Below are 11,032 nucleotides of genomic sequence, written 5' to 3'. Positions count from 1 at the left end.
GCCTCGGCTGGCGCAGGGACGGATCCGCCACATAATCTCGCCCGGCACATAAGAACGGTTATGTGGCGCGCCACATAACCGATAAGCGGCCCTCTTTTCGTCTTCCGGGGCTGGAGCGGCGGCTTGATCAAGGTGATTTGGCACGATGGCCAGGGTGCGAAGGCTCACCTTAAGCGAAGGCGTCAGCAACGCGTCGCGAATGGCGATCGTCAAATGGTTCCTCCGATAGGCCGCTCCACCCATTACGGGCTGTCTGTGACTGGCGTTCGCTTGGCAGCTACTCACCGGAACTATTGCTGGCGAGCTCGGGTTTTCTAGAGATCCCAACTTCAAGGCTCTATCGCCGCGGAAGGGCTGCAACTCCGCGGCGCCTAAACTGAAGGACGAGTCCTATGAGGTACAAACTGACCAGAGATTTCGTCGCCGCCCCATTGCTTGCAATCGGCGCCCTGTTCACAACGTCAGCACTCTCCAACGACCCCGGAACTGGCGCGCAGAATGAGCGTTGCCGCGTCGCTCCGGGTGCCGGCGCCAATCGGGGGACACTCACAGAAAAACTTGATGATTGCGACGGAGTTCTGAAGCCGCCAACCGTCGGCGACACCGAAATGGTCGAGCCCGCTCCTGACGTCGGAAGAACGCCCGTGATCCGTCCAGACGAGTTGCCAGAACAACAGTAACGGTCCGAAGCCCAGTAGCTACGGCCAACATCATCTGCCGACTTGCTAATGGTTTCGCTCGCCTCCATGCGCTGAGCAGCTCCAGCTTTGGTCCGCATCGATCTGCATAGAACAAATAAAAAGGCTTTTTCTGCGTGGAGAAGCGCCACGCCTCCTACAAGGCCTGCGCGAAGTTCAGGACAATGCCGCGGTGTTCTATGACCGTTCCGGCCGGCGGCCGTTTTTCATCGCGATCGATCAGGGTCAGCGTGATCGAGTCCGAAGTGGTCGAGCACCAGTTGGAGATTGCGGCGGTTGGACTTGAAATAGACGTCGAAGACGTCGCCGACCACCGGGACGCTCCCCGCGACCGTGTCGAATCCTACATTGACCAGCATCTTGAGAAGCTTGTCGTTCGGCACGCCGAGACGGCGCGCCTCGTTGACGATGAAGAGGCTGACCGCCGCAGCGCCGAAATCGCCGATGCCGGGGATCAAACCGAGCACGGAGTCCGCGCCGAGCGAGACGCGGGTGCCGGGAATTCGGAGCGCCGTGTCCATAAGCCGGGCCAGGCCCCGTATACGCCGGAGGCGTGCGAGTTGCTCGATCGGTATCGTCTGCTTTTTCATACTTCTTATGTGGTCCCAACACGCCGCCGTTCAAATGTCATGCGGCCGACTTCTGCTTGCCGAGCCGCTTGATCGCCCGCTCAAGCGGACGCCGCCCATCGCAGTAATCCTCCCAAGCGGTCGTCTTTGCCAAAAGCGCCGGGACCGTTCGGATGGTGCGCGTCAGATCGAGGTCGGATTTGACCTGCGTCCAGGTGCGCCCCATCGATACGGTAGCACCCGCCGCTTTGGTGGGAAGGTCGATTTCTATCCCTCGCCTGGAAGGGAATCGACCCGGAGGAGCTCCACGACTGTGGAGCGGAGTTGAGTGGCGCTCCCTCTCTTGGATATGCTCCAGCTCCAGCTCCTCGAGACGAGGAATATGCCGGATCGTGAAGATCGACGTTTCCGGTGGGAGGAGAAGCTGTTCGCCCTTTCAATCGCGCCGACGTAATCGAGTGGATCGCGGCCATTGCTTGTGCTCACCCTTCTGACAACAGCGATAATTGCGGAATTAGGTGAATTAGGTAGCAAATGCCACAAAGTAGCCCCGGCCCCTGCGGAACCCGCGTAGGTTGCATTCTCCCGGCATTAGGTAGCAAAAACCACCAGACCTGAAATGGTATCCCGACTAACCCTGGTTTCCGGTAAAAACGGAGCCTCGAATGAGTGTAGTGTACGAGTTGAAGCAGAAGCGAGCCGCCTTGATTGACAGGCTGCAGCAGCTTGAAAGGGAGCGGGTAGACATTCAGGAACTGATGAGAGCGCTGGAGCGCGTGATCCTGAGCTATGAGCCAGACTTCCCGGCATCGTCACAGCCGGGGTCAGGTGCGGTGATCGACCTCGTAAGGCAAAGCCGTCGTCGTCCGAGGTAAAAGCGGCCATGAATGGCATAAACAAGCGCCAAGCCGTCTTGGAGGTCCTGCGCGAAGCAGGAGAACCGATCTCGGTACCGACTGCGCTACGAAACTCTTTCTGCCCACGAGAGATCAACTGCCGGGTTTCAAAGGGAATAGGCTTGCCCTCCTGCCTGAGGAAAAATCGACAATCTGGAGAAGGTTTGAAGAGTCCGCAGCGCGCAGAACTTGACAAAGGAATCGCCACTAAGAAATTCAGGATTAAGGTAATCACGATTAAGGTAATTACATTTACCAAAAGGCAGGCATATGCAGTTTCTCGGGCGCGAACGTGAACTCAAGCTGGTGCGGACCGAATTGGATTCGCAACGACCTTCCCTCATCATCGTATTTGGCCGACGGCGGATCGGCAAATCGCGGTTCCTTCGGGAGGCCGCCAAGAATCGCCCGGAATCTACTTTCAAGCGACCCGCGTCTCATCACTTTTGAACCTAGAGCAGTTCAAATCCGATGTCGGAAAGGCAATCGGATCAAAGCCACAGCTCGAAGCCCTGTCAAGCTGGGAGGGGGTACTGCACTATGTTGCCGAGCGTGCCGGCGAGCATCCGGGATTGATCGTCACGATCGACGAATTTCTCTATCTGCTTGATAACGAGCCAGCACTGCCATCGATCGTGCGAAATTCTGGGATTCCGGCGCGCTTGCAGATGGGGCGATGAAACTGATCCTTTGCGGCTCTGCCATTTCTCAAATGGAAGACCTGTTGGCGGAACGGAACCCGCTTTACGGGCGAAAAACCCTGTCGCTCGACATGAAGGCCTTGCCACTTGTCGATGTCGCCAAGTCTTTCCCGGAGTACACGGCCGACGACATTATCAGAACCTATGCGATTTTCGGCGGCATTCCCTACTATCTTCAGCTTTGCGACGCTCAGGAACCGCTCCGCAACAACGTCATCAAACTCTTGCTCACAGAGACAGGCACGCTGATCGACGAACCGAACACGCTGCTGCAGACCGAACTCAGAGAGCCGTCCTTTTACTCAAGCGTGGTTGCGGCTGTATCTGACGGTTGCAACACTAAGTCGGAGATCGCAAACAGACTGGGTGTCAAAGCAGACGGTATTGGACCGTACCTGGCAAAACTGCTCGCGCTCGATTTGATCGATAATTCGAAATCGCTGGATGCCGACGAGAAGGGCCGAAACCGCCGCTATCGCGTTACAGACAGCCTGATGTCGTTGTGGCATCGTTTCGTGCGACCAAACCTGAGCGCGATCAGCAGCGGGTTTGGCGAGGAGGTTTACGACCGCGTCGTGGAGCCTCCGTTCTCCGACTATATGGGTATTGCGTTCGAACCGATCGCCCTTCAATTTGCAAGGCTTCATCTGCAGGAGGTCCTTGCGGTTCCGACGCAGGAGGTTGGCCAGATTTGGGGTCGCGCCGATTTCGACATCGATGTCGCGGGGCGATTGTTGGATGGTGCATTTTTCTATGGCGAATGCAAATGGCGATCGCGCGTGATCGACCTTGGCCACGTCCGATTGTTGCGTGAGCGATCCGAGAAAACGACTTACGGGGAAGGAGCGACGGGCAAGCACTACCTGTTTTTCAGTAGAAGTGGTTTTTCAAGCGATGTCGAGAGTTTGGCGAAAGAAGACGAGCGGCTGCATCTGATAACCCCGGAAACACTGGTAAAACCGCGTCGGTAGAGGCGACAACCTCCTAACGCGCCGGCTGACGCATGTGGCACTTGCTCCATAACGCCGCATTCTCCTCTAAGATGTGCCATCCAACAATGGGATCGGACGATGGCCTTTTCCGTCCTAATTCCGGATAATTGCACTGTTCCCAACGTCAGATGATCCGGGGAAACTTTTCTGCTTGGATGCTTGTTCGCATCGACCGAGTAAGATCGCGGCAGGAGGACGGGCTCACTCCAGTGCGCAGCGAGAGCCGAGCGGGCTAGGCGCAGGCAAGCCCAAGGGCGCCGCGGACGGTTGCGCACGGCACGGCTCATCGAGCGTGCCCTTCCCTCTGTGGTCACCGGCTTGCGAACGGCGCGCCGCAGACCTCGCGATCCATTTCACGAGCCAGCCGAATCCTTCCCATTCGGCGCCGTCGAGTGGATCGGCGAACGCGTCGCAGCGTTTTTTGCGCTGTTGGCTTACCAGCTCCCTATATAGGATCGTCCATTCAAGTAGCATCTCGTTTCTCCGGGCATCTGGCGTTACCCGGAAGATGGTTCGAGAGGCCATGCAACTGTAGAGGCGCGAACGAAAGCCATCTTTCATGGATGAAAGTCGAACCGGATGAAGTCGAAAACTGGGAAGATCTTCGTCTCTTTTTGCACGTCGCCGAGCAAGGCGGGCTTGCGGGTGCCGCTGAGAAGACGGGGATCAGCGCGCCGACCATTGGGCGGCGGATGCTGGCGCTGGAACGTGCCACGGGACGAGCGCTGTTCGTCAGGGCGCGGACGGGATACGAGCTCGCACCGGACGGGCAGATATTGCTGGACCGCGTGAGGGCGATGCAGGAGGCAGCGCAGGACATCGTCGATTGGCAAGAGACGGTGCATTCGATGCCGATCGTACGGCTTCTTTCGGACAACACGGTGTCGTGCTTCACGGCAACAAGCCTTCGGCACCTTTGGACACCACACGATGCTTTTCGCGTTTGTTTCAAGACAACTGAGGCCGCGATCGACCTGACACACCGCGACGTGGACATTGGGCTCGCCCCGGAGCGGCCGCAGTTGGGCAATGTCGCGGTCCGGCGTTCCGTCGCCGTCGCCTATGCGCCCTACTGCGCCCAAGGTTTTGACCACCGGCGCCATTGCAACTGGGTTTCGCTGGGTACGGACGTCGCCAACCAGCCGTGGAAAAGGTGGGCATTCGAACAGCCGGGCCGGCACATCACGAACTGGGTGAACTCACCGCGGATGATGTTCGATCTAGTGAAGGCGGGAGCGGGCATCAGCGTGATGCCATGTTTCATCGGCGATAGCGATCCAGGCTTCGTCCGGGCGGGGCGGGTGATCGATGAGCTCGGGCATGATCTCTGGATGGTCCTGCATGGCGACGAACGCGGCCGGGAAGCCGTGCGCACGGTCGCAGACCGACTTTCGGCGCTGCTCGCAGCAAATGCCTCACTCTTTTTGGGTTCGAATGGGCGCGATCCCCTTTGAACCGAACCGGGATGGCAGCACGCAAGGGGGGTGAGCTCGTCTATGTCGGCGAAGTCGGTACGGCCTTTTCGCGACCGATGTCGAGGGCGTTACGCAAGCTGCTCGAGGGGATCGTCGCGAAGAAGCGATTCAGAGACGCTATGGGTGTGGCGTGCCGAGTCGCCATGGTCGACACTACCGAGACCTTACGCCCATTACGTTGCAATGCCACGACAAGACTCGTGAAGTTGCCATCGCCTGAGAAAATCACGAGATGATCGGCCGTCTTCGACATCTCGAGGGCGTCGATCGCTAGCTCCACATCCATGTTGCCCTTGACCTTGCGACGTCCGAGCGAGTCGGTGAATTCTCTGACAGGTTTGGTCACCACCTGATATCCATTGTAGTCGAGCCAGTCGATCAGCGGCCGGATTGTAGCCGCTTCCTGATCCTCCATCAGCGCGCAATAGTAATTGGCACGGAGCAGATAAGCGCGCTTGCGAAAAGCCTCGAGCAGCTTGCGGTAATCAATGTCGAAGCCGAGCGCCTTCGCGGCGGCAAACAGATTGGCGCCGTCGATGAGGAGCACGATCTTCTCCCGCTGGTCGAACATGGCCGCTCTCTCCCGCCCCAGGGCTGGGCTCCGGAACGAAGCAATCAACTTGCTCGGCATCCCGAGGAGCACTATACGCGAATAGGGCACGGTCGTCGGTGCCAGCTGCAGCGGGCGTCCGCTCTCCAAACAATCAGAACCGCACCCGCTTATCTCAATGCCCCGGCATGGCCCGGGTCGAAATAAATCTCCGTCACGCGGAAGCGCCCATCGATGCGCTTGCATTGGACAATTATGTCGACCGCGACCTTCAGAAGCTTCTGAATATCATCCCTATCGAGGTCCCGGCCGCCCTCTGATTCCTTCACGAGCAGCGTTAGCTGCTCGAACGCCAGCGCTGCGCAATCGGAGTGGACCGTCGTGATCGATCCTGGATGCCCGGAATTGACGTTGCGAACGTAATAGAATGCGGTCTCATCGCGCAGTTCCTGAAGCAGGATACGATCCGGCCGCATGCGCAGACAGGACTCGAGGAGCTCCTTCGCACCGATGTCGGCGAGCCCCTGTCCTCCCTTAGAATAGAACAACCGCACATGGTTCGGCTGCGGGATAATGAGTTCCGGGGTATCTTCGATAGAGATGATCCGCTCATGGATCGGGATATGGCGCATGAGCGCCTTGGAGAGTGTCGTCTTACCTGACCCCGTCGCTCCCGAAATTATGATGTTCTTGCGCGCCAACACCGCCTCGCGCAGGAACTCAGCATAAGCACCATTTCGATGAAGATCGACAATTCTACGGTCCACTGAACCCTCATTGCCAGCGTGCGTCACGTTCGCGAACAGCCCATCCTTCTCGAGGTCCTCGAGGCTCAGTGTCACCGAAGAGGGTTTCCGGATGGTGATGCTGACTATGCCCTTGCTTGTCGCCGGCGGAATGACGATCTGTATCCTTTCGTCTCCCGGCAGGGTCGCTGACAGGATCGGCCGCCTCTCGTCGACGGATTGATTGGAAAACGACGCCACCGCCCGGGCAAGGCGCATCAGCTTCTCGAAGGTCAGCTCCGGGGTGTCATGGGTCCGCCAGCCTTCGGCGCCTTCCGTCAAAACCTGCCCGGGCCGATTTACGATCACCTCATAAAGGGACCTGTCTTTCAAGAACCGCGAAAACGGAGCAAGCAGCTCGCGGACAACTGCTGCGTCAGGTCCCTCAGTCATGTGCCGACCTACTTTGTCACCAACGCCGATTGCGGTCTGAAGTCACCCAGCACCGCCCGATCAAGAATTCTGTACTGCGGTTCCATTACTCGAAGCCTGTAGACGCCAGAAAAATCGAGGTCGCGTGCGACGAAGATCGATACAAGCTCACCTTGGTGCTTCAGGAGCGTCGGCGGGATGTTGATCGACTGCTCCACCGCGATCGCTGCGGCCTGCTGGCCGGCGCTCGTGGTGTTCTGCGCGTCGACGTCACTGTCCTGCAGGCGGCTGTTAGCATAACTCGTGGCGTCTCCGACTATGGAAAGGAGAAGGGCACTGCCGAAGCGCTCCCACCAATGGGTGTCGACATCGCCGTCAACGCCGGCACGGCCGAGCGCATCGGTCGCCGGTGACGCCAGCGTGACGATGACGCCGTTCGGCGTCTTCGCACGGCTCCAAAGCACGAACACGCGCTTTTGCCCACGCTGTAAGCCGCCACGGTATTCGCCGACGATCTGCGTGCCTTTTTCCATCAGCACGACGCGGCCATTGTCGGAAAGAACGTCGCGATTGATCACGCAGCTTGTGAAGCCAGGCTGATCCGACGCCATCGCCGTTTCCAACACGCAGGGTATCGAGGTACCCATGGCGACAATGTAATTCCGATTGCCAAGCGTGCCGGCACGCGAGCCTTCGAGCTTTGTCGGTCGTAACAGGCCGTCGAACCGCTGCTCGTCGCTGTTCTGCTGGTTCTGCCCTATCATATTGCTATCGAACGGCAGGAAATTGCTTTTCGCAGCCGTCTCCGAACTATCCGCCTCGCGGCGCTGCGTCGCATTTTTCTGCCCACCACTGAAGGCCATGACCGGCGCGCGACGAGCAGAGTCGAGCAGTTCATCCTTCTCCTGGGTGACTGGTTCTACGACCGGGGTTGGCAGCTTCACTTCCGGGACCGCCTGCGTCGGCTCGACCTTCTCCTTGGCAGCCTCAAAGTCGCTTGTCTGCCGAATAACGATGCGCTCGGGTTGCGCGTTCTCATCTTTCGCTTCTTTCCCGGTTGTCGACCAAAGGGCAAAACCAACGAACGCCAGGGCGGCGAGCGCCACCGCGCCGCGCTTGAGCACGGGGATATTGTCGATGCGCCGGCCGGTCACCGTTTCGGCACGCTCTCCGGGAATCCGGGTTTCGTCTTCCTGAGCCATGATTCCCCTTCCCTATTGAACAGCGTCGTCGGCTTTTACGACGCGCTCGACCGACGGTGATGTTGTGTTGGTGTCCGGGTTGATGCCGACACGATCGTAGGCCTCATTGAAAACGCACAGCACATCCTTGCCGCGGCGCAGGATGAACTTGCGGCTGATCGCGTGAACCATCACCAGATTGCCATCGACCGACTTCGGCACCAGGCTCTCGGAGCCGTCGGAGTTCTCCATGTAAATGGCGGGCATCTCCTGGTTGCCGACGAATGCGAAGGTCGTGATCTTGCCGTTGTCGTAGACGCTCTGCGGTTCCAGCGCCTGCGTCCCTTGTGCCGAATAGCGCCAGTTGCGCGGCCCAAATGCTTCATGAAGAGCCAGCACATTGTCGGCTTCCTTCGCCTGGTTGGCGAGTGCGCGAGCGGCGGCCTGCCGGCGGCGGAGCTCCGCCTCATCACCGGGATAGCGAAATTTCACGTAGAAGTATGTGTTCTGGCCGACCGCGACGGAGCCGTCGCGTACGGTGAGTTCCATCTGATAGCTGCGCGTCGATCCATCCCGGCGCGTCGTCACCACGGAAATGTTCGTGACCGGCTGGTTCTCGCGCGGTTTCAGGAACAGGATGTTTCCCGCCGGCGCCACCTCCCAGGCAACGCTGTTGCCGAGCGCCACATGGGCGATCTCCTCGTCGGCCGCGAACTCGACCTGTACGGAGGAGCGCAGCGTGCCGACGATTCTGGTAATGTTGTACGGCTGGTAGTTCACGAACCGGACACGGCTGTCCTGTGAAGCGCCGCGTGGGATGTCGAGTGCAAAGGCTGTAGAGGCGGCTCCCACAAGGAAAGCCGTAACGAAGATTGTCTTTCTTATCAATTGATAGCCTCCGGATCTGCGCGGTATTCGCTGACCGCAAAGCCGAGGGGGTTCACCAGCCGGTCTGTCGAGGACATAGGGGCGTTGGCATAGGAATAGGTGAGGGTCGCGACCCAGTGGGTTGTACGGACTTCCTCGCCACGGGTAATCGTCCGCATGTAGCGGACGGAGACGACGTGCGGGTTGATCAGCGAGATCGAGGCGATGCTGATGCGCGCCGTGGCACCGCGCCCATAGACGTTCTGTGGCGATTCCGGATTGCCGCCGCGATATAAGGCCGCGAACCGGGCTTGCTCTGCTTGAGTGGACAGCAGGGCGACCGTGCGCAAAATCTCTTCCGCTTCGCTCCAGACGTAGCCTTCGCGAGCGCGCACATATTTCGCCGCGAAGTATTTGGTGACAGCCTCATCGTAGGTTCCCGCCGTCGACGTCAGCGCCGATACGACATCGACGATTCCGGTCGAATTGTCGACCCGCACGACAAAGGGCTCCACCGTCTTCAGCGGCGTAAGACCGGCGACTGCAAAGATCGAGGCGCCGGCGATGATGCTGGCGACGATGGCAATCGTCCAGGCGATGCGGTTCGATCGTTCCACCTGAGCCATACGGTCCTGATCGAAACGCCGCGCCTTGTCGAAGTATGTCTTGAGTTCATCCCCTGAAACCATGGCGTCACCCCTCGCAACGTCGGTAAAAAGCAGCAATGGTGAGATGGGCGAAAGCCGGCGGCTCCCTGCTTTCCTCGACATAGGGTGTGGCCGCGTGCTGGGAGGTCGTTGACCACGTATTCGAATGCTTCTGGTTGAGATTGCTATTGTCCTCCCATTGCCACATCGAGCGATTGAGCGGCCTGCGCGAATAGCCGTCGCATTTCGGTAGCGGATAGGTCAGCGATGTGCAGCCGCTTAAGGCGGCCGCCATGCAGAACAGCGAAAATATTTTGATCATTCCTGGAGAGCCTTTTTCTTGTTCGTGCGAAAGGCGTCATGATCCCGAGCCTTTCGAGGTGAAGGTTCGACCAACGGCTCGGACACCGCGCCCGGCCGCACGGACGCTGTGTGATGCTGCCCAAGCCAGCGTGCTTTCGTGGGCGTCGCGTGCGGCGCCGTAGCCGTAGGTCAACGACGCCCCGCCGGCGGCCAGCGCCGAAGCGATGTTGGGGAGTTGGTAAAAGACATAGAGGGCGGCAAGGCAGATGGCGCAAAGCGCGATCGGGCGCATCAGCACGTCGCTATATCCCTGAATTGCCGTGAAGGTCGTGTCGATGCAGGTGATCAGCAGCGAGCCGACGGCCACGACGAGGACCTGAAGGATCACGAAATTGGCAAGCTGCCCGATCCAAGCCTCGGTGAAGCGTCGCGTTGACTGGAACATGGCGAGCGCCACGAAAATCGGCCCGATCGCCAGCACGATGGCGAGCGCCAGCCGGGCGTAGAGCGAAACGATGTAGCCGATCGCAGCGACGATGAAGCTTGCGCCGATCACCATCATGCCACCGACGCCCGTGACAATGTCGACCGGCCAGGAACCACGCGACCAGATATCGGTAGCAGAGGCCTGCCCCTTGTCGAGCAGGCTATCAAAGGTCGAGGCGCTCGGCGCCGTACCGGTGTTCAGCGCCTGGGAGACCTCGCGCGGCAGGACGTCGAAGAAGATGTTGGTGACATAGGTCTGATATTCGCTGGCGTTCTTCACCAACATCACGATGATGGCGAGCTTGATCGCCCGGTAGGCGAAATCGAGGATCGGTTCCTGGATCGAACCGCGAAGGACGAGATAGCCGTAGAGTACAATGTAGAGGGTGACCGCCGCCGTCAACGGGCCTGAGACCCACTCTGAGATGTTCGACGTTCCGTCGGAGATGAAGGTCTCCAGGGGGGTCTTGAACTGCTCGTCGACAAAGCTGAACACCTCATACATGCGCA

13 protein-coding genes and 1 pseudogene are annotated in these 11,032 nt (G+C 59.1%); 5 read left to right on the top strand and 9 right to left on the bottom strand.

Translation table 11 applies throughout. The annotated features are described in order from the left end of the window. Positions 1-392: 392 nt before the first annotated feature. Complete coding sequence (locus AC6CIG_RS26010) at positions 393-680, top strand: hypothetical protein (RefSeq protein WP_018097233.1); 288 nt, start codon at positions 393-395, stop codon at positions 678-680. Positions 681-904: 224 nt separating this feature from the next. On the opposite strand, the gene AC6CIG_RS26005 is transcribed toward AC6CIG_RS26010, so the two are convergent. Together AC6CIG_RS26005 and AC6CIG_RS26000 are read right to left on the bottom strand one after the other, a co-directional pair. Further along, complete coding sequence (locus tag AC6CIG_RS26005) at positions 905-1,288, bottom strand: DUF4112 domain-containing protein (RefSeq protein ID WP_498324078.1); 384 nt, start codon at positions 1,286-1,288, stop codon at positions 905-907. 37 nt (positions 1,289-1,325) lie between these two features. Continuing rightward, positions 1,326-1,523 (bottom strand): annotated as a pseudogene (locus tag AC6CIG_RS26000) (hypothetical protein); the annotation flags it as partial. 409 nt (positions 1,524-1,932) lie between these two features. Between AC6CIG_RS26000 and AC6CIG_RS25995 the strand changes: the two are divergent. The 4 genes from AC6CIG_RS25995 (at position 1,933) to AC6CIG_RS25980 (ending at position 5,310) form a co-directional block, all read left to right on the top strand. Beyond that, positions 1,933-2,142, top strand: coding sequence for a hypothetical protein (locus tag AC6CIG_RS25995; RefSeq protein WP_498324077.1), 210 nt, complete (start codon positions 1,933-1,935; stop codon positions 2,140-2,142). Positions 2,143-2,433: 291 nt separating this feature from the next. Beyond that, a complete protein-coding gene (locus AC6CIG_RS25990; protein WP_437406873.1) occupies positions 2,434-2,613 on the top strand; it encodes an ATP-binding protein in 180 nt (59 codons plus the stop codon). A 226-nt stretch (positions 2,614-2,839) separates the two neighbouring features. Continuing rightward, on the top strand, positions 2,840-3,835 hold the full coding sequence (locus AC6CIG_RS25985; RefSeq protein ID WP_498324076.1) for an ATP-binding protein: 996 nt from the start codon (positions 2,840-2,842) through the stop codon (positions 3,833-3,835). Between the two features lie 584 nt (positions 3,836-4,419). After that, positions 4,420-5,310, top strand: coding sequence for a LysR family transcriptional regulator (locus AC6CIG_RS25980; protein ID WP_498324075.1), 891 nt, complete (start codon positions 4,420-4,422; stop codon positions 5,308-5,310). A gap of 40 nt (positions 5,311-5,350) precedes the next feature. Here the strand turns inward: AC6CIG_RS25980 and AC6CIG_RS25975 are convergent, their stop codons facing one another. The 7 genes from AC6CIG_RS25975 to AC6CIG_RS25945 form a co-directional block, all read right to left on the bottom strand. After that, a complete protein-coding gene (locus AC6CIG_RS25975) occupies positions 5,351-5,902 on the bottom strand; it encodes a LabA-like NYN domain-containing protein (RefSeq protein WP_498324074.1) in 552 nt (183 codons plus the stop codon). Between the two features lie 149 nt (positions 5,903-6,051). Continuing rightward, complete coding sequence (virB11, locus tag AC6CIG_RS25970; RefSeq protein ID WP_498324073.1) at positions 6,052-7,059, bottom strand: P-type DNA transfer ATPase VirB11; 1,008 nt, start codon at positions 7,057-7,059, stop codon at positions 6,052-6,054. Between the two features lie 8 nt (positions 7,060-7,067). Continuing rightward, complete coding sequence (gene virB10 / locus AC6CIG_RS25965; protein ID WP_498324072.1) at positions 7,068-8,240, bottom strand: type IV secretion system protein VirB10; 1,173 nt, start codon at positions 8,238-8,240, stop codon at positions 7,068-7,070. A gap of 12 nt (positions 8,241-8,252) precedes the next feature. After that, positions 8,253-9,104 carry a P-type conjugative transfer protein VirB9 gene (gene virB9 / locus AC6CIG_RS25960; protein ID WP_498324095.1) on the bottom strand — a complete coding sequence of 284 codons (852 nt, stop codon included), beginning with the start codon at positions 9,102-9,104 and terminating at the stop codon, positions 8,253-8,255. After that, complete coding sequence (locus tag AC6CIG_RS25955) at positions 9,104-9,775, bottom strand: VirB8 family type IV secretion system protein (RefSeq protein WP_498324071.1); 672 nt, start codon at positions 9,773-9,775, stop codon at positions 9,104-9,106. Before AC6CIG_RS25955 ends, virB9 begins: the two co-directional genes overlap by 1 nt. Before the next feature lie 4 nt (positions 9,776-9,779). After that, positions 9,780-10,055, bottom strand: coding sequence for a hypothetical protein (locus AC6CIG_RS25950; protein WP_411923967.1), 276 nt, complete (start codon positions 10,053-10,055; stop codon positions 9,780-9,782). A 36-nt stretch (positions 10,056-10,091) separates the two neighbouring features. Beyond that, entirely contained in the window at positions 10,092-11,027 is a 936-nt protein-coding gene (locus AC6CIG_RS25945; RefSeq protein ID WP_498324070.1) for a TrbL/VirB6 family protein, read from the bottom strand. Positions 11,028-11,032 lie beyond the last annotated feature (5 nt).

The sequence above is a fragment of the Sinorhizobium sp. GQ132 genome, assembly GCF_059758575.1.
This window is presented reverse-complemented; position numbering and strand designations above follow the sequence as displayed.

What these genes read in the sequence shown, in the direction of transcription:
- AC6CIG_RS26010 (WP_018097233.1), top strand. Translation starts at nt 393, where the DNA reads ATGAGGTACAAACTGACCAGAGATTTCGTCGCCGCCCCATTGCTTGCA.
- AC6CIG_RS26005 (WP_498324078.1), bottom strand. Translation starts at nt 1,288, where the DNA reads ATGAAAAAGCAGACGATACCGATCGAGCAACTCGCACGCCTCCGGCGT.
- AC6CIG_RS25995 (WP_498324077.1), top strand. Translation starts at nt 1,933, where the DNA reads ATGAGTGTAGTGTACGAGTTGAAGCAGAAGCGAGCCGCCTTGATTGAC.
- AC6CIG_RS25990 (WP_437406873.1), top strand. Translation starts at nt 2,434, where the DNA reads ATGCAGTTTCTCGGGCGCGAACGTGAACTCAAGCTGGTGCGGACCGAA.
- AC6CIG_RS25985 (WP_498324076.1), top strand. Translation starts at nt 2,840, where the DNA reads ATGAAACTGATCCTTTGCGGCTCTGCCATTTCTCAAATGGAAGACCTG.
- AC6CIG_RS25980 (WP_498324075.1), top strand. Translation starts at nt 4,420, where the DNA reads ATGAAAGTCGAACCGGATGAAGTCGAAAACTGGGAAGATCTTCGTCTC.
- AC6CIG_RS25975 (WP_498324074.1), bottom strand. Translation starts at nt 5,902, where the DNA reads ATGTTCGACCAGCGGGAGAAGATCGTGCTCCTCATCGACGGCGCCAAT.
- virB11 (WP_498324073.1), bottom strand. Translation starts at nt 7,059, where the DNA reads ATGACTGAGGGACCTGACGCAGCAGTTGTCCGCGAGCTGCTTGCTCCG.
- virB10 (WP_498324072.1), bottom strand. Translation starts at nt 8,240, where the DNA reads ATGGCTCAGGAAGACGAAACCCGGATTCCCGGAGAGCGTGCCGAAACG.
- AC6CIG_RS25955 (WP_498324071.1), bottom strand. Translation starts at nt 9,775, where the DNA reads ATGGTTTCAGGGGATGAACTCAAGACATACTTCGACAAGGCGCGGCGT.
- AC6CIG_RS25950 (WP_411923967.1), bottom strand. Translation starts at nt 10,055, where the DNA reads ATGATCAAAATATTTTCGCTGTTCTGCATGGCGGCCGCCTTAAGCGGC.
- AC6CIG_RS25945 (WP_498324070.1), bottom strand. Translation starts at nt 11,027, where the DNA reads ATGTATGAGGTGTTCAGCTTTGTCGACGAGCAGTTCAAGACCCCCCTG.